This window comes from Enhygromyxa salina (genome assembly GCF_002994635.1).
GTDB classification, from domain to species: domain Bacteria; phylum Myxococcota_A; class Polyangia; order Nannocystales; family Nannocystaceae; genus Plesiocystis; species Plesiocystis salina_B.
The window spans coordinates 21,505-38,600 of sequence record NZ_PVNL01000060.1 but is presented as its reverse complement, the minus strand read 5'-3'; the positions used below and the strand labels follow the sequence as shown (position 1 = coordinate 38,600).

Genomic DNA, 17,096 nt, shown 5'->3' with positions numbered 1-17,096 from the left:
ACCCTCGCCGCGAGCGGCAATCTCGAGCTGTCGCCCGGCGACCGCTCAGCCTGCGTTGTTCTGCTTGATGTACTGAACCGCGTCGCCGACGGTCTTGATGCTGTCGACCTTGTCGTCCGGGATCTTGATGTGGAACTTCTCCTCGAGGGCGAGGACGAGCTCGACGATCGCGAGCGAGTCGGCCTGGAGATCGTCGGTGAAGCTCTTCTCGGCTGAGACGTCCTCTTTTTGGACGTCGAGCTGCTCGGCGATGATCTCTTTGATCGTGTCGAGGATGGGGTCGGAAGTTGCGTCGGACATGTCTGGATTCGCTCGTTGTTGGTCGAAGGTCTGATGGCTTCGGGTTGGGGATTCACATCGCGAGGCCGCCGTTGACACGCAGCACGTGGCCGGTGACGTAGGCGGCGGCCGGCGAGGCCAGCCACGCGACGGCCTCGGCGACCTCGGTCGCGGCGCCAATTCGGCGCAGGGGGATCTTGGCCAGCAGCTGCTCGCGGGCGTCGCCCTGCAGCGCGGCGTCGGTCATGTCGGTCTCGATGAAACCTGGGCTCACGGCGTTGACGGTGACCCGGCGACCCGCGAGCTCCTGGGCCAGCGACTTGGTCAGCCCCAGCAGCCCCGCCTTGGAGGCCGCGTACATCGACTGGCCCCCGTTGCCGGTCTCGCCGACGACGCTCGAGACGTTGATGATCCGTCCGGCGTCCTTGGCCTTGAGCAGGTGTCGCGCCGCGGCTTTGCTGCAGTACACGGCGCCCTCGAGGTTGACGGCGAGCGTGCGTCGCAGGTCCTCCCGCTTGGCTCGCATCAGGAGGCCGTCGATCGAGATGCCGGCGTTGTTGACGAGGATATGGAGCGCGCCGAGCTCGTCGATGACGCGCTTGATCCCGGCCGCGACCGCGTCCTCGTCGGCGACGTCGAAGCCGACGGCGATCGCCTTGCCGCCCGCCGCGATGATCTCGTCGCACAAGCTGGCGGCCGCGGCCTCGCTGCTGGTGTAGTTGACCGCCACGCTCGCTCCACGAGCGGCGAGGGTCGTTGCGATCGCGCGGCCGATGCCCCGCGAGGCACCCGTCACGAGCGCGACCCGGTCGGTCAGAGATAGCGATGGAGGAAGGGCCGTCACGGCGCCAGACGTGTATCGCATCGGTGCATCACTGCCCAGCCCTCAATCGCTTCGAAGCTCACGAGCAACAATGGGCCACCACGTCACCGCGCATCCAACTGCTCAGCGAACTGCTCAGCGCTGCGCGACCAACTTTGGGAGCTTGTCGACGTCGGCCGGCTCACCGAGGCCATAGACCTTGAAACCACGCTCGATCCGTCGAAGCAGGCCACGAAGCACGCCGCCGTTGCCCAGCTCGATCGCCTGTTCACAGCCCATGTGCAGTGCCTTTCGCACGGATTCCTCCCAGCGAACACGATGCGTGACTTGAGCCACGAGCAGCCCACGGACCCGATCTGTGTCGGTGATCGGCTCGGCGTCGACGCAGCTGATCACGGGCGCACGCATCGGCGCAATGTCGACCTTGGCGAGCCACTCGGTCAGCCGCTCGGCCGCGGGCTGCATCAGGGCGCAGTGGAACGGCGCGCTGACCTTGAGCGAGATGGCGCGACCCTCGGCGTCGTGGGCGAGATCCGAGATCCGCTCGACCGCGTCGTAGTGACCGGCGACGACGATCTGATTGGCGCCGTTCAAGTTGGCGGGGCTGACGATCTGGCCATTGATGCTGGCCGCCTCGCACATCGCCTCGACCTGCTCGATCGGCAGTCCGATGATCGCCGCCATCGACCCGCCCGTGGGCACGGCCTCTTGCATCGCTTGGCCGCGCAGGCGAGCGAGCCGAACCGCCGTCCAAAACCGAATGCTGCCGACGGCGACCAGCGCCGAGATCTCGCCCAGGCTGTGGCCCAGCGCGAGCTTGGGGCGGATGTCCGTGCGGGCCTCGAGCACCCGCAGCGCGGCGATCGAGGTGGTCAGGATCGCCGGCTGGGTGTGTTCGGTCCGCGCAAGGTCGGACTCGGGGCCCTCGAAACACATCTTCGACAGCGGCTCGCCGAGCGCCTCGTCGGCCTCTTCGAACACGAGCCGGGCCTCGGGGAACTCGCGCGCGAGCGCCCGGCCCATGCCGAGCGCCTGCGTGCCCTGTCCAGGGAACATGAAGGCGGTAGTGCTCACGATTTGCTCGGTCATCATGGGGTCTAGCGGTGGTTTCGGGCCAGCTCGAACAACTTCGCGTGGCCTTCGATCGCGCTGGCAACAGCCTGTGTCAGACCGCTCTCGGCGCTGCGTCGGGCCCCGAGCAGTGCATTTTGAATTGCTCGAGGCCTGGCGGCACCGTGGCAAATCATGACGGCGCCGTCGACCCCAAGCAGCGGCGCGCCCCCGTGAGACTCCGGGTCCAGACGGCGTGCAACCCCCTGCAGCGCGGGCTCGATCGCAGCCGCGATCGAGTGTTCACCCTGGACGCCTCGCGGTGAGGTCGCGGGGTCCGCCAGCGCCGCGCGCAACATGGCAGGCCACGCGTGCATCGCCGCCTCGGCGAGCTTGAGCAGGACGTTGCCGGTCCAACCGTCGGTCACCGCGACGTCGCAGCTGTCGCCAAACAGCTGACCGGGCTCGACGTAGCCGATGAACTCGAACGCATCGGATCGCCTGGCCAGATCGTGCGAGAGGAGCTCGTGGGTTCCCTGCGTGAGCGCGGTCCCCTTGGCGACCTCGGTGCCGTTGGCGAGGACCCCGACCCGCGGACGAACGACCCCGGTCTCGACCCGCGAGAACGCGGCGCCGATGACCGCGAACTGGACCAAGTTGAGCACCTTGCACTGGACGTTGACCCCCGCGTCGAGCAGGACCGTGCGTCCGCCGGGCGTCGACGTGCTGGGAAAGCTGGTGGCGATCGCCGGACGATCGACCCCGGGCAGGCGGCCCAGCCGCAGCAGCGCCGCCGCGAGGATCGCCCCGGAATTGCCAGCCGACACGACCGCGTCGACGTGACCTGCGGCCAGCCGATCGATCGCCACGCACAGCGAAGCGCGGGGCTTGCCGCGAACCGCCCGAGCCGGACTCTCGTCCATCTCGATCTGGTCGGGCGCGTGGGCGACGCTGATCCCCTCGGGCAGCGCGGCCAGCTCGGCCAGCTTGGCGTCGAGCACGGCTCGATCACCGACGAGTTCGACGCCGAGCCCATCCTTGGCCGCCCGCACCGCTGCCTCGATCTCTGGATCGGGCCGGCGGTCCGACCCGAACCCGTCAAGCCCAATACGAAGCTTGCGACCCTGAGCCATGACATCAGCGTAGCGGGTCCACGAGCGACTGCGCCCGCAACCCCGCTGGTTTGCGGGACCTGCCCGTGGTGGGCCGCGCCCCGCGTCGACAAGCCCCGCCCCGGCGAAGGAGCGGAGCGACCGACACTAGTCGCGCTCGACGGCGAGGACCTCGCGGCCCTTGTAGAAACCGCAGGCCGGGCACACCCGGTGACTGAGCATCAGCTCTTCACAGTTGGAACAGGGCGAGAGCACCGGTGCGGTCCGGCGATCGTGATTGGCCCGACGCATGTCGCGACGAGATTTGGACTTGCGCTTCTTCGGTACAGCCATGACGGGGAGTCCAGTGGAGGCGGGAGTGTGGAGGGTTTGGAGAGGAGATGAAAGCCCATGCGCCGGAGTTGGCTCACAGGTCTTCGTCGGACTTGACCTTGGCTAACGCCCGCTTCCATGGCGAATCCGGGGTCTCGTCGTCGGCCGCGCCGCCGTCTGGCAGCAGGCGCAGGCCACATTTGGGACAGCTGGCGGCGGCCTCGCTGCCAACCACCTGGGAATTCAGCTCGGTGCCGCAACGCATGCACAGGCCCCGACACGCGTCGCCGCGACTGCACAGCGCGCGCATGGGATACGCGAGCAGCAGCTGCTCGGACACCAGGGCGCACAGATCGACGGTCGTGCCCTGGTAGCCGATCTCGTCGAGCTCGGACGCCTCGAGCGGCTCGATCTCGTCTTCTTGATCGGGCTCACCCGTGAACTCGGCCCAGCTGCGCACGCGGTCAGCCGGGACGAAGGTCACGCACAGATCACCCATCTCGCCGCCGACATCGACGGGCGCGGGCTCGAGGCAGCGTGCGCACGGGACCTGGTAGCGAAGCTCGAGCCGACCGCGAACCAGCAAGGTGCGATCGGTCTGCAACATCAGCTCGAGTCGAGCGATCCCGGCGCCGTCGGTCGGCGAGACGATCGCGTCAGTCTCGGCGAGCACCGACGCGATCCAGGCCGCGGGGATCTGGGCCTCGAGCGGCTGCGGGCCGAGCTCGAGCTCATCGAGGTCGATCCGCAGGGCCTCGACGCCAGCAACTGGCTGCTGCGCCGCGTTGTCTGGCTGGGCCGGATCGGGCTCGCCGGATCCTCGTCCGGTTCGCTGGTGTTTGCGGGGGGCCATTTCGAACTGGCGTGTCTAGTACACGGCACCTCGCCCGACAAGGGGTGCGCGATGGTTGTCGACTCAGCGGTCTTTGCGCCCGGACGCAGAGGTGTCGGCCCGTCTGGCCCTGGCCCGAGGCTTCGCATACCCTCGCGCGACTTCAGCCGGGCACCGGACCGCACGTCGGCCTCGCCCGTCGTGCAAGCCGTCACCAACGCCTCCGTTGGTGCGCCCTGCCCGTCCGAAGCTGTCCAGAGCGGCCCGCATCTCGATGAGCCAGCGCCCCCGAACCGACCTCCGCGCCAGTGGCCAATCAGGCTCGACTTTGGCGGCCTCCCGCACCCTCGAAGCCCGCCTGCTCGGGCTGCTGGTCGCGATCGCGTCGGTCGTCGCACTGGCGTGGCCCAGCGAGGCGCTGGCCGGCGAGCCGCCGTGGTCGCGCCGAACCCTGCGCAACCCGGCCGGCCCGCTGACGATCGGCGGGCCGTTCCGCTCGTTCGCCGCCCCTCCGGCTCCGGGCCCAGCCCCCGGCCCGGGCGCGACCATCCCGGTCAGGCCAACGGCGCCGTCGGAGACGGAAGCCGGGGAGACGGAAGCCGGGGACGACGAAGATGATGACGATCTGCTCGAGCAGCCGCGCGGACACAGCGATCCGGCCGCGCTCGAGCTCGAGGTCCCCGAGCTGCTGAGCAAGCGAACGATCCCGCCGTTTTGGCTCGAGCGCGACTACACCACGCACACCACGACGGCGCTGACGTTTCCGCCCCTGTACTTTCACCGTCAGCCCAAGCCCGGCCACCCCGAGAAGCTCGCCCACGTCGATCTCAGCCTGACGATCGCCTACTACAACAAGACCCGTCGCAAGCAGCGATGGATGAACCCGCTGGCGCTCTACTTCGGCGGCTACTCCGAGCACAAGACGGTCTGGGCGGCGCTGCCCTTGTTGATGGGCTACCGCCGGGTCGGCGAGCAGTTCAACTTCGGCCAGTTCCCGTTCGTGTGGTGGTGGGGCAACCGCCACGTCAAGAACCTGTTCGTGTTCCCGGTCCACTTCCGCAAGAAGGCCCCCGATCAGGTGTTTGGGGTCTCGGGCTTCCTGGCCTGGTACGGCAGCCGGAACCTCGACGACGAGACCATCGACAATGATCGCCGGCACTTCGTGTTCGCGCCGATCTTCTTCCGGTTCCAGCGCGGGCTCAAGACGATCGATGCCAGCCCGCTCTACTTCGGTGGCAAGAACCTCGCCAACGGCCTGACCCACCGCACGATCCTGCCCTTCGTGCACTGGGAGAGCCGCGAGTTCGGCAACCGCAAAGAGCTGTGGACGATCCCGTTCATCCGTCGCACGGACGTCGCCCGGGGGCGCAGCGCGTGGGCGCTGCCGCTGCTGCTCAGCTTCCGCGATCGCAACCCCGAGCGCGATCTGATGGCGCTCACGCCGTTGCTCTGGCACCACCGCGATCGCCTCCGCGACCGCAACACCTGGGTCACGCCGATCGCCGGACACCTCCAAGATCCAGCTCAGAGCATCTCGTGGGCGGCCCCCGTGTGGTGGCGCTTCGCCGATCGCCGGACCGACACCTCCGTCAACGTGATCGCGCCGCTCGCGGTCTGGAAGCGCAGCCCGACCAAGCTCAGCCTCCACACGCTCGCGTTCTCCTACTGGCGCGACAAGTCCGAGGCCGGCGGCGGCGGCGGTTCGTTGCCGCTGCTGACCTTCATCCACCACTCGCCCGCTCGCAGCCGACAGTTCGTGCTGGGCGGGGTGTTCTGGCGGTTCGTCAACAACGCGCCGGGTGGCCCGGATGCGCAAACCTCTGATCCCACGGCGCGGCGCAGCGCCTGGGGTGTCGGTCCGCTGGTCTATCGCAGCAAGCGCATCGAGCAGGGCGTCGAGCGAGCGCGGCTTGGGCTCCCGCCGCTGCTCACCTTCATGGGCCGCGACGGCAGCAAGAGCCACCAGGTCGTGACCCCGCTGTTTTGGCACTACCGCGACCGCGATCCCGCCAACCAACACGACACCTGGGTCCTGCCTCCCGTGTACGTGCAAAAGCGGGCCGACGGATTCCGCGCCGGGCTGCCGCCGCTGTTCGTGGCCGCCAACGACGAGCGCTACCGCTACGCCGTGATCCCCGGGCTGTTGTTCGGCCACGTCGAGGACAAGCAGACCCAGACCGCCCGCACGATCTCGCCGCTGTTCGTGCGGACCAAGTCGCCCGACTCGCGCGTGATCGGAGCGGGCATCATCGGGTGGGACGTCAAGCGCGAGCTGACGGGCGTCGGCGGGGTCGTCGAGCAGCAGCGCGACTCGGTGCTGTTCCCGCTCTACTACCGGCGCCAGCGCGGCGACCGAACCTTGCACGTCAGCCCGCTCGGCGGGGCGCTGCGGGGGCCCGACGGCCACGCCTGGCTGGGCACGCTCGCCTACGGGTTCGCGCGCGAGTCGACCGACGAGGCCGGCATCCAGCGCAAGGGCGGCGGCCTGCTGCCTCTGATCCACCACGAGACCCGCCGCGACGCGAGCGGCGAGCACGTCGGCGCGACCACCAGCGTGTTCCCGCTGTTCCTGCGTGACCGCCGGCCCGAGCGCGACCTCGACATCTGGTCACCGCTGATCTGGCGCGGGCGCGTTCGGGGCGACAACCCCCGCAACAACCTGGCGATCGTCCCGCTGTACTTTGGTCAGCGCCAGCCCGACGGCATCGACGTCGACGCCAGCTTCTTCTTCGTGTGGTCCCGCGATCGCGCCCGCCACACCCACACTTTGGTCGCCGGGCCCTTCTACCACCGGCTGCAGCGCGACAAGCTGATCACCGGGCTCGGGCCGCTGAGCTACTGGGAAGACTCGAGCAAGCGGCGGCTGCTGGTCGTCCCGCCGCTGATCGTCAGCCTCGAGGACAAGATCAAGCGCACCCGCACCAGCGTCGCGCTGCCGTTGTGGTTCGACCGCGTGCAGGCCAACCGGCGGGTGTGGATGGCGTTCCCGTTCATGGTCGGCGTGCACCGCAAGCACGACTTCACCAAGGCCGGCCTGGTCGTCCCGCTGTTCTACGACATCCACCGGCTCGGCAAGAACTACCGCTTCACTGGGTTCGTCCCGCTGTTGTTCCGCTACCAAAAGGGCGGGTTCCAGGCCGACGACGACGCCTCCGATCGCTACACCCTGTGGGGCAGCTTCCCGCTGTTCTTCTATGGTCACGGCGGCGGCCCCGACGGCCGCGCTCGCACGACCCACTCGGCCGCCGGGCTGTACCTGTGGGACAAGAGCCCCGAGGGCTGGAAGTTCTTCACCCCGCTGGGCGGCGTCGCGCAGAAGCCTGGCAAGCAGGTCAGCTGGTACGCGCCGTTGATCTACCGCAAGGTCACCAACGAGCAGCACACCACGTTCGTGTGGCCGGTGTTCGCGTACCACAAGGGCTACCGCAAGGGCCGGGACGGCAAGCCCTACAAAGACATCAGCACCACGTGGGTCCTGCCGCCGCTCTACGTCGGTCGCCACGACGAAGACCGCAGCTGGTGGCAGTCCACCTTGTTGGTCTGGCAGTTCAAGCGCCCGCACAAGGTCAGCACGGCCGTGCTGCCCCCGGTGTTCTTCATCCAAGACAGCTACAAGCAGCGGCGCCTGCACTGGCTGCTGCCGCTCTACGTCCGCGACAACAACATGGCCAAGGGCGAGGCCTGGACCGCCGTGTTCCCCGGTCTGTACCTGCAGCACCGCAGCCGCGAGCACAACAACGCGGTCCAGTTCCCGTTGCTGTGGCACTTCGACAACCCCAAGCGGCGCGTCACGATCGGCGGGTTCCTCTGGTACGACGTGCGGCTGCCACAGCGGGGTACGGCCACACAGGTGCTGCCGTTCATCTACGCGCGACGCGAGACCCCGGAGCAGGTCGGGCACATGATCGGCCCCGGGCTCGGGACCTGGCGCCGCGAGGCTGACGGTCAGCCCCCTGCCCTGCACTGGCGCGCGCTGTTTTGGATGATTGGCGGCGGCAACGAAGACGGCCAGCGCTACCTGTGGCTGTTCGGCGGCAAGATCAAGCTTCCGCCGAAGCCGCTCGCGCCTCGCAAGCAACGTCGCGGTCGTCGGTCCAAGCCCGCCGACGGCGACGCCGCTCGCAACGACGCGATCGAGTCGGCGTACTTCGGCACCGCGATCTGAGCTCGACGTCGGCGCTCGTCGACTTTCGTCGAGCGAGCCCCGAGTCGTCTCGCCCAGCGTCGTGCGTGGTGATCTCCAGAAGATCCGCCTGTAGCGCGACGCTCGCGGGATCTCTCGCGACCTTCGATCGCCCGCGGCGGCGCCTCGATCGGGCCCGCGACGATCGTCATCGAGGCCGCGATAGCCAGCCCAAGTGCCTGTAGATCGAGTCAACCGCGAAAGCGGGAAAGGACGACTCGAAATGATCAAATCACTCCTACTCACCTCCCTCGCGCTCGTGACCCTCAGCTTTGGCGTGGGCACGGAAGCACCCCCGGACCGATGCGCGGAGCTCTCGACCGACGGGTACCCGCTCTACTGCTCCCCCACCGGGCCAGACGCCCCGTGGTGGAGCGACGAGGTCTGCTGCGACGGCGCGAAGTGCGTCGAGATCGGGACCGGCGGCTGCCCCGACGGTACTGAAGACTACCTGTGCCGATACGCCGAGATCGACGCCCTGGGCAACGTCACCTGTCTGTTCGAAGTGCCAGACTACTGCGAGGGCAACAATTGCCCGGCGCCGCCGGCCGGCTACCAGCCCCAGCCCCAAGGCAGCGTGATCTGCTGCTTCGCCCAGGGCTGCTACGACGCCAGCGAATTCATCTGCACGGGCGGCGAGCTGTACTGGTGCGACAACGGGGTCAGCAACCTGGACGGCACGGTCACCTGCTTCGACAACGACGTGCCCTGAGCTCCCGACCACGCACCCGCAGGCTCATGGCTCATGGCTCATGGCTCACGTCGGCTCATCGGGTTGCTGGCGGTGAACTTGGCGACCAGCGCCTGCGCGTGCTGAAGCGTTGATCCACAGACCTCGCGGCCGGGTGACTCCAGCCCGAGGATCAAGTCCTCGAGGGCATCGACCACGTCGGTGTTGTCGAGCCGCCCCTCAGGGCCACGACTCAGGTACGTCGTGGTCCTGAGGCGCTCGAGCGCCGCTGAGGCCAGATCACAGCGACCTGTGCGGGCCGCGATCCGTGCACGCAGCAGCAGCGCGTGCGGCACCAACGTCTCCGCCCAGACCGCCCGTCGTTCGTGAGCGACCGCCAGCATCGCGTCCACGTCGTGGAGCGCCTCGTCGAAGCGGCCGGAGTTCGTGTGATCGTGCGCGCGCACCAACATCAGCTCGAACCTGAGCTGCGGGGCGTGGACCTGAGCTGCGTCCAGGCTGGCCAACGCCTGGGTGACGCGGGCTCCGACGGCGTTGGCTTCTGCCTTGGCTTCTGCCTTGGCTTCCAGGACCACTAGCTCGGCCAAGGCGGCGACCTCGACGCCCGCCTGAACCTCGCTGCGCTGGGCCAGACTGGTCAGCGCCGCCAGATCGTCGAGCCCGTCCCCGCCGGCCGCCTGGGCCAGGCGAACGCGCTCGAGCAACAGATGGAACCGCAGCCGATCGAGCCCCAGACGATTGGCCTCGGCCAGGGCGCCGCGCAGGCGCAGAGCGGCCCGCTCATGTTCGCCCGCGTCGATCAGCAGGCGCGACTGCCAGCGAGACACGCGGAGCCGCGCGGCCGCGATGAACGGCTCGGGTTCGGGCGCCGCGTCGGCGAGCTGCACCACGCGAGCCTCGATCTCCGCCAGCGCCACGCCAGCTCGATCGTGGTCGCCGGCCAGAACGGCCTGTTCAACCTGCGCTTCAAACCCAGCGAGATCCGCGACATGAGCGAGCGCCAGCGGCCCAGGCGAGGCCGCGGCCACGCCGGCTGTCGCGTTGACGCAGTCCGCAGGCTGGCCAAGCTCGGACAGCAGGACCCGCGCGACCGCTGGCGACATCTGCCCGCGCGAGTCGTCCTGCTCCAGCAACAAGCCAACCACCGCCCGCAGGCGCTCGCGCTCGTGCTGCAGGCACTCCGTCACCGCGTCATCGACCGCGCACGAGCGGGCCCACAGCCCGGACCAGCTGGCGGACCAGTCTGTCAGCCACGCCCCCGCAAAGGCCAGCTCCGGACGCCGCTCGAGCGCCAGGCGCTGTCGGGGACCCCAGTCGGTGGCGGCGGTCTCAGCCGCGCACAGGTCCCCGGGGATCGGCGAGTTGCTGCTGGACAGGCTCAGCGCGGCGAACAGAGCGATGGCGAACCCCAGCCCGAACGCAGCGCCGACCCCCCCTCCGAACAGCCCGCGGACCAGCCCGCGGAACAGGCCGCGAAACAGGCCCGGAACCGCTGCCAGACGGCGGCTGGCCTCGAGCGCCTCGAGCAGCGCCTCGACGCTGGGCCAGCGTTGCTCGGGCACCTCGCTGAGGCCGCGCAGCAGCGCCGCCTCGATCGCGCGTGGCATCCCAACCGGGCGGCCGCGGCCCCGCTCGAGCCGACCGGCGGCGATCGAGCCAAGGATCGTCGCGGCGCATCGACCCGCATACGGACGCACCCCAAACAGGGCCTCCCAGGCCATCGCACACATGCTGTACTGATCTGCGCGGACGGGGTCATGCGGGATCCCGGCCAGACACTCGGGGGCCATGTAGGGCTTGGTGCCGCCACCGGGCTCCCGATCTGGTCCACTTGGTCCACATGGTCCACATGGCTGACTGGGCTGACTGGGCTGACTGGCCTGACTGGGCTGACTGGGCTGACTGGCCTGACTGGGCTGACTGGCCTGACCGGGCGCGCCTGGATCGCTCGACTCACCTGGCGGCGGGGGCCGGCCTGGGTCGGGCTGGCCGGCGTGTGGCGCCCCCGGCCCGCCCCCGTCGTCACCCGCGAGTTCAGCTGCGACCGCCACCGCGGCGCGGCGGACCGCGGCGGCGACCTCGGGGCCCGAGACCCGCGAACCGACGCGCGCGAGCCCGAAATCCGCGATCCGGACCCGCCCGTCCGCGCCCACGATCACGTTGCCGGGCTTGACGTCGCCGTGCACCAGGCCGGCCCGGTGGACCGCCACGAGGCCGCGGCCGGCTGCGATCACGCAGTCGAACACGGTCGTCCAGCGCCGGGGTCGTGCCCGCAGCCACCGGCCGAAGTCGGGGCCATCGACCAATTCCATGGCAATGAACACCAGGCTCTCCACCTGGCCAATGTCGTGGACCGAGACCACGTTCGGATGGGCAACGCGAGCGAGGCAGCGGGCCTCACGGAACGCGAGGTCATCGCAGTGGCCGTTGGTCAGCACTTTGATGGCGACCCGACGCTCGAGTTGGGTGTCCCAGGCCTCGAAGACCTGCCCCATGCCGCCGCGACCGATCACGCGCAACAGCTGGTAGCGGCCAAACTCGACGACCGGCTCAATGGCCAATTCATCGAAGAAACCCGCGATATCGGCGATATCGGCGTTCTCGTCCGTATGTGGACCGCGTGCTTGGCTACGCGGCGCATCATGGCCATTCGAAAGCTCCACTCCGATTGCTCGTGTGGCGATTATGGGAGGAGCCCGAGGTGGAAGTAAACTGAACGGCGGTTAATTTTGGCGGCTCGATTTCGGGCCACCCCTGTGCGGACCGGCGCTGATCGCGATCGCGATCACGCGCCGATCGCGATCGCGATCAGCGCTGTTCGTCCGCGTGGTGCCAGCTGCCCGTCACCAAGCGGGTCGAGTCACCGCAAAAATCAGCTCCGCGGGCGCGCTCGACCCCGAGATCTACACGAGATCTCTCTTGGGCAAACGTGAGCAATACATGATCTCGAATATTTGTCGGATCAAAAGCGGCACATAATCATAGTACTCGCGACTATGCCCATTCGGTAACATAAGCAGGGCAGTACCACGTTGATGTGTCGGGCTGAGCTTGCAAGCAAGAGTTGGGCCGCGCGCGTTTCGCGACACCGTCACCACCAGCTCCCTGGACATCGAGCCCCCGCGATGCGCCTACGCGCGAGGGACCGGTCGACGAACGACGCGGACCTCTTGCACGATTTCGTCCGTGACCGGCTTGTCGTTGGGCCCGACCGCGACATTGGCGAGCTCGTTGGCCAGCTCGACGCCGGCCTTGGTGCACCGCCCAAACACCGAGTGGTCACCGTCGAGATGGCCCGCCGGCTCGAGCACGATGAAGAACTGCGCGCTGCCAGTGTTGGCCCCCTTGTTGGCCATGCTCAGCGCGCCGCCGTCGTGGCCAAGCTGGGGGTGAATCTCGTCGGGGATCACGTAGCCCGGGTTGCCCCGGCCGGTCGCCGTGGGGTCGCCACCTTGGATCATGAAGTCTGGGATCACGCGGTGGAAGATCGTGCCGTCGTAGTAGGGCTGACCCTCGACCCAATCATCGGCGTCGCTGTCGAACCATGGCCGCAGCCCGCGAGCGAGGCCGACGAAGTTGGCGACGGTCACGGGGGTGAGATCCTCGAACAGCCGGCAGTCGATGATCCCGCGCGCGGTGACAAACTCGACCCACAGCTCGCCCTCGGCCGGCAGCCCGACCAGCGCTTCATCGAGCGAGAACAGCCCGTCGACCGGATCGCCCTGGGCTTTGTTGAAGGCCTGGATCTCGTCGAGGGTCATCCCGACGTCGGGCTCTTGGCCACGCTCGAACCGGGTCGAGAGATCGCCGGCGCGGCCGGGCGCCTCGCTGTCCTGGCCGTCGCGCAGCGTCGAGCGCTCCGGCGCAGAGCCACCACCGCCCGACGGCCCCCCGTTCACGCTGCTCAGGCTGTCTTCCTCGCCAGGCAGCGGCGGCGGCGGCGTGAACACACATGCCGACGTGAGCGCGAGCACGAGAGCCGCCGCGAGCGGGCCACAGGGCAGGCCCGTGGCCAAGCTGAAGTCGCCGAGAGAGGGCATCAGGGGCGCAGGTTGACCGGCCCGCGATGGCTTGACAAGCCCGAAGCTACGGGCAACAACATGCGGCCCCCGGCGCCCCCGCCGGCCAGCGAAGCAAGATCGAGTCAGCGAAGACACCATGGCGAATCACAAGCAGGCTGAGAAGCGCAACCGACAGCGGATCAAGCGACGGGCTCGCAACCTGATGCACATCAGCTCGATGCGCACCTACATCAAGCGGGTCCGCAAGGCGATCGCCGAAGGCGACGTCGAGGCCGCCAAGACCGCCCTCCCCGTCGCCCTCAAGGCGATCGGCAAGGCCAACGCCAAGGGCGTCATTCATCGCCACACGGCATCGCGCTACACCTCGCGCCTGACCCTCGCGGTCACCAAAGCCGAGACCACCGCCTCCCCCAGCTGAGTTGAGCTGCGCGTCCGCTGGCTGGGCCCACGCATCCGTCAGCTGGACCTGCCGCACCGAGAGCGGAGTTCCTTCGCACGACACGACCCCTGCCACGCAGCGGGTCGTGTTCGCAATTCGTCGGCCCTGATGAGCTGATGAGGCTGACCAGGCCTCATCAGCCTGAGCAGTCCTGCGTCACGACGCGCCGCGAGGATCGACGAGCGGGAGCGCGCCGCAGGTGTCGAGGACCCACCGCTGCAAGGCGATGTAGGGCGACTCGTAGGCCAGCTTGGAGCCGCCCTTCAGATCCGCGTCGAGCCGGGCGAGCCCCGCGTAGGCGGCCCGCAGCCGGTCCTCGTCGAAGCCGCTCGCCTGGTCCTGCAGCTTGCGGACCGCGTAGGGCTTGCTGTTGAGCGCCGCCGCCGGATCACGCGCGAATTTCACCGTGCACAGGCGCCGGGTCTGCCACAGCAGCAACCCGAGCAGCTTCATCGCCTGCCCGGAGTCCTTCTCGCCCGTGTGGAACATGCGCGCGAGGATCTCGAGGGCCTGGGTGTGATCGGAGCGACCGATCGCGTCGGTGAGATCGAACGCGTTGGCCTCGCGCGTGGTCGCAACGACGGCTTCGACGTGCTCTCGCTCGACCCGCGCGCCACCGGAGAACGCCACCGCCCGCTCGAGCGCGGGGATCAGCTCGGACAGGCTGGTCCCGACGGCGCCGACCAGCGCGTGGGCGCCGGCCTGACTGAGCGGCAGCTGGCGACGCTGGGCCTCGGAGAGCAGCTCACTGGCGGCCTCGCCCTCGCCGGCTGGCGCCATCTGACACTCGACCACGTGCTTGGCCTTCTTCGCGGCCTTGACCAGCTTCGAGGTCCCGTTGATGCCCGAGCTGGTCACCACCAGGACGGTGCTGGGGTTGGGCGCGTCGAAGTAGTCGATCAGCGCCGCGATCGCGTCGTCGCGCTTGGACTCGGGCGCCTTGACGTCCCCGTCGAGCTCCTCGGCCCGCTTGTGGCGGCCCCAGTCCTCCGGCGAGGACAGCTCGACCAGCCGCCGATCGCCCATCATGGGCACCTGTCCGCACGCGTTGAGGACCTCGGCGGCCGACAGCACATAGGGCGCGTCGAACTGCTCGTGGTTGAACGCCTCCATGCCGGTCGAGACCCCGCCGGGGCGCAGCGCCGCGTCTCGCAGCAGCGCCACTGCAGCGCTGATCGAGGTTTGGTCGGCCCCCCACAGCAAGTACACCGGCGCCAGGCCACCCGCCGCGACCGAGCGGGCGATCCCGTCGCTGAGGTGCTTCAGGCCGCTCACGCAGCCCCGCTCCCTCGACCTCGCCGCTTCAGCGTGACCACGACCTCGACCTCGGCGGTCATCGGCATCATGTCGAACACGCGCAGATCGACGACCTCGAACGGCGAGCCGGGGCCGACCATCGCGGCCAGGTCGCGCGCGAGCGTGGCCGGATCACACGACACGTAGACGATGCGGTCGCTCGCCACCGCGATCAGATCCTTCGCCGCCTGGACCCCGATCCCCGCGCGCGGCGGATCACACACGACGACCTCGTAGGTGCGCCCGCCCGCGGCGAGCTTGCCCAGCAGCTTCTCGGCCTGGCCGCGCTTGACGTTGATCGGCAGGCCCCAGCGCTCGGCGGTGCGCTGCAGGTTGGCCACGGCCTCACGATCGCCGTCGATCGTCCACACCCGCTTGGCCGAGCGCGCCAACGCCCGCGAAAAATTACCGACGCCAGCGTGAAGCTCGAGCACGCGCCGCTCGGCCGGCTGGGCCATCGCGACCACGTGCTCGACGAGCGCCGCGTTCTGGCGAGCTTGAGCCTGACTGAACGTGAACGGGCCCTGCGTGACGGGCGGGATCGGGCCATCGCCGTCGAGCTCGAGCGAGGTCCGACCCACGCCCACGTGCTCACGACCCCCGCGCAGCTGGACCCCGACCAGCGTCGGCCCAGCCTCGGACGCGCTCGAGCTCGCGATCAGCTCGCGGATCGCGACCTCGAGCTCCGGGTGCGGGCGGACGCCAGGCAGGCCCAGCACCACCTCCACGCCGTTGCTGAGCCCGTGCACGCTGCCGGTCGCGGGCAGCCAGCTGGCCCACCCGCGCAGCTGCTGCATCGCCCAGTCGAGGGCCGGGTCGAGCACCGGGCAGTGATCCGCGTCGACCAGCTGGTGGGATCGCTGACCAAAGAACCCGAGCTCGAGCGTGCGGCCTTCCACGCGGTAGTGCAGCCGCGCGCGCCGACGGTAGCCGAGCGCGAGCGGGCTCGGGACCGCGACCGGCGTGGGCAGGTCGATCCGGCGCAGCTGGTTGGCGACGATGTCGGCCTTGAGCTGGGCTTGCGCGGCCGGATCGACGTGCTGCCAGGTACAGCCGCCGCAGCGATCGGCGACCGGGCACGGAGGCTCGACGCGCAGCGCCGAGCGCTCGAGCAGCTCGACCACGTGACCTCGCAGCCACCGCTTGTGCTCGCCCGTCAGCCCGACGCGGACCCGCTCGCCGGGCAGCGCCCCCTCGACGAACCACACCCGCGCGTCGTCGCCGTCGGCGGCCTTGCCGACGCCTTCACCGCCATGCGCGAGATCGCGGATCTCGACGATTGTGGTGCTGTCTGGGGTCGTGGAGGTCGAGTTGCTCACCAGGCGCCGGTACTACCCCGGCGTCTGTGCGCCGGCAAGGCCGACGTCCACCACCCACGCGTCGGGGCAGCGCTGGCCCACGACCAGGCCGGTCAGATCGAAGTGCGCGCGCGCGTGATCGAGGATCCACGCGTCGCTCGTCGAGACCACGCCCTCGAAGCTCGCAAGCCGCCGATCGGGGTTGTGGTCGAGCTCGATCTCCCACGCCCAGCCGCGGTCGGCGGCCTGCTGCGCCAGCGCCAGCGCCAGCCGGCCGCTGTTGGACACCGGGCGATCGAGCAGCCACAGGATCGACGCTGGCCCCAGCTCGGCGAGCTGCTCACCGATCGCGGCGCTCGCCGCCAGCGTGTGGGCGGTTCGCCGGTAGCTGCCGTGCACGCTGGCGAGGTCGCGCAGCATCGTGTCGCGACCGCGGAGCAGCACCCCACCGGCGAGCGCGACCTCGAGCGAGATCAACACGTTGAAGCCGTCGATCGCCAGCGGCTGGCCCGCGACCGCGCCCGGGTCGAGTCGCCGCTCGCTGCGCCGGGTGGTCGCCGCGTCGGTGCAGGTGCTGCGCAACACCGCCGTGCGCTGCCTGGTGCGGAGCCCGTGACGATTGCCGACCAGCTCCAGCGCAGCGGTCTGGGCGTAGCCGCGATCGAGCAACCACGCGAGCTCGGCGACCGCGGCCCGCAGCCCGAGCAGCTGTGGATCGGCGAACAGCGAGCCGTCGTCGTCCGCTGGCCCGCGCGTCAT

14 protein-coding genes are annotated in these 17,096 nt (G+C 69.3%); 3 read left to right on the top strand and 11 right to left on the bottom strand.

Annotated elements, in window-relative coordinates:
• Positions 1-45: 45 nt before the first annotated feature.
• The 6 genes from acpP to ENSA7_RS16570 all read right to left on the bottom strand — a co-directional run bounded on the left by acpP (position 46) and on the right by ENSA7_RS16570 (position 4,429).
• A complete protein-coding gene (gene acpP / locus ENSA7_RS16595) occupies positions 46-300 on the bottom strand; it encodes an acyl carrier protein (RefSeq protein WP_106090270.1) in 255 nt (84 codons plus the stop codon).
• Between the two features lie 52 nt (positions 301-352).
• Positions 353-1,123: a 3-oxoacyl-ACP reductase family protein gene (locus ENSA7_RS16590; protein WP_244923827.1), complete on the bottom strand. Its 771-nt coding sequence runs from the start codon at positions 1,121-1,123 to the stop codon at positions 353-355.
• 114 nt (positions 1,124-1,237) lie between these two features.
• Positions 1,238-2,191: an ACP S-malonyltransferase gene (fabD, locus tag ENSA7_RS16585; RefSeq protein WP_106090283.1), complete on the bottom strand. Its 954-nt coding sequence runs from the start codon at positions 2,189-2,191 to the stop codon at positions 1,238-1,240.
• Positions 2,192-2,199: 8 nt separating this feature from the next.
• Entirely contained in the window at positions 2,200-3,285 is a 1,086-nt protein-coding gene (plsX, locus tag ENSA7_RS16580; RefSeq protein ID WP_106090268.1) for a phosphate acyltransferase PlsX, read from the bottom strand.
• 126 nt (positions 3,286-3,411) lie between these two features.
• Positions 3,412-3,597: a 50S ribosomal protein L32 gene (gene rpmF / locus ENSA7_RS16575; RefSeq protein ID WP_106090267.1), complete on the bottom strand. Its 186-nt coding sequence runs from the start codon at positions 3,595-3,597 to the stop codon at positions 3,412-3,414.
• A 73-nt stretch (positions 3,598-3,670) separates the two neighbouring features.
• The gene (locus ENSA7_RS16570) at positions 3,671-4,429 is read right to left on the bottom strand and encodes a YceD family protein (RefSeq protein ID WP_106090266.1); all 759 of its coding nucleotides are present in this window, start codon (positions 4,427-4,429) and stop codon (positions 3,671-3,673) included.
• Between the two features lie 307 nt (positions 4,430-4,736).
• Here ENSA7_RS16570 and ENSA7_RS16565 point away from each other — a divergent pair, with 307 nt between their 5' ends.
• Together ENSA7_RS16565 and ENSA7_RS16560 are read left to right on the top strand one after the other, a co-directional pair.
• Positions 4,737-8,573, top strand: coding sequence for a hypothetical protein (locus ENSA7_RS16565; RefSeq protein ID WP_106090265.1), 3,837 nt, complete (start codon positions 4,737-4,739; stop codon positions 8,571-8,573).
• Between the two features lie 241 nt (positions 8,574-8,814).
• On the top strand, positions 8,815-9,303 hold the full coding sequence (locus tag ENSA7_RS16560) for a hypothetical protein (protein WP_106090264.1): 489 nt from the start codon (positions 8,815-8,817) through the stop codon (positions 9,301-9,303).
• Positions 9,304-9,341: 38 nt separating this feature from the next.
• Here the strand turns inward: ENSA7_RS16560 and ENSA7_RS16555 are convergent, their stop codons facing one another.
• Both ENSA7_RS16555 and ENSA7_RS16550 read right to left on the bottom strand, forming a co-directional pair.
• Positions 9,342-11,843 carry a serine/threonine-protein kinase gene (locus tag ENSA7_RS16555; protein WP_106090263.1) on the bottom strand — a complete coding sequence of 834 codons (2,502 nt, stop codon included), beginning with the start codon at positions 11,841-11,843 and terminating at the stop codon, positions 9,342-9,344.
• Positions 11,844-12,413: 570 nt separating this feature from the next.
• Positions 12,414-13,322, bottom strand: a complete 909-nt coding sequence (locus ENSA7_RS16550) for a peptidylprolyl isomerase (protein WP_244923826.1) — start codon at positions 13,320-13,322, stop codon at positions 12,414-12,416.
• 118 nt (positions 13,323-13,440) lie between these two features.
• Between ENSA7_RS16550 and rpsT the strand changes: the two genes are divergently transcribed.
• On the top strand, positions 13,441-13,722 hold the full coding sequence (rpsT, locus tag ENSA7_RS16545; RefSeq protein ID WP_106090262.1) for a 30S ribosomal protein S20: 282 nt from the start codon (positions 13,441-13,443) through the stop codon (positions 13,720-13,722).
• 177 nt (positions 13,723-13,899) lie between these two features.
• Here the strand turns inward: rpsT and holA are convergent, their stop codons facing one another.
• The 3 genes from holA to ENSA7_RS16530 are packed head-to-tail and all read right to left on the bottom strand — an operon-like array spanning position 13,900 to position 17,096.
• Positions 13,900-15,018, bottom strand: coding sequence for a DNA polymerase III subunit delta (gene holA / locus ENSA7_RS16540; protein ID WP_106090261.1), 1,119 nt, complete (start codon positions 15,016-15,018; stop codon positions 13,900-13,902).
• Positions 15,015-16,358: a class I SAM-dependent RNA methyltransferase gene (locus tag ENSA7_RS16535; protein ID WP_106090260.1), complete on the bottom strand. Its 1,344-nt coding sequence runs from the start codon at positions 16,356-16,358 to the stop codon at positions 15,015-15,017. Before ENSA7_RS16535 ends, holA begins: the two co-directional genes overlap by 4 nt.
• A 12-nt stretch (positions 16,359-16,370) precedes the next feature.
• On the bottom strand, positions 16,371-17,096 hold the full coding sequence (locus ENSA7_RS16530; RefSeq protein ID WP_106090259.1) for a DUF434 domain-containing protein: 726 nt from the start codon (positions 17,094-17,096) through the stop codon (positions 16,371-16,373).

Bases quoted from the DNA above. Each gene is read 5' to 3' on its own strand.
- acpP (WP_106090270.1), bottom strand. From the start codon at position 300: ATGTCCGACGCAACTTCCGACCCCATCCTCGACACGATCAAAGAGATC.
- fabD (WP_106090283.1), bottom strand. From the start codon at position 2,191: ATGACCGAGCAAATCGTGAGCACTACCGCCTTCATGTTCCCTGGACAG.
- plsX (WP_106090268.1), bottom strand. From the start codon at position 3,285: ATGGCTCAGGGTCGCAAGCTTCGTATTGGGCTTGACGGGTTCGGGTCG.
- rpmF (WP_106090267.1), bottom strand. From the start codon at position 3,597: ATGGCTGTACCGAAGAAGCGCAAGTCCAAATCTCGTCGCGACATGCGT.
- ENSA7_RS16570 (WP_106090266.1), bottom strand. From the start codon at position 4,429: ATGGCCCCCCGCAAACACCAGCGAACCGGACGAGGATCCGGCGAGCCC.
- ENSA7_RS16560 (WP_106090264.1), top strand. From the start codon at position 8,815: ATGATCAAATCACTCCTACTCACCTCCCTCGCGCTCGTGACCCTCAGC.
- ENSA7_RS16550 (WP_244923826.1), bottom strand. From the start codon at position 13,322: ATGCCCTCTCTCGGCGACTTCAGCTTGGCCACGGGCCTGCCCTGTGGC.
- rpsT (WP_106090262.1), top strand. From the start codon at position 13,441: ATGGCGAATCACAAGCAGGCTGAGAAGCGCAACCGACAGCGGATCAAG.
- ENSA7_RS16530 (WP_106090259.1), bottom strand. From the start codon at position 17,096: ATGACGCGCGGGCCAGCGGACGACGACGGCTCGCTGTTCGCCGATCCA.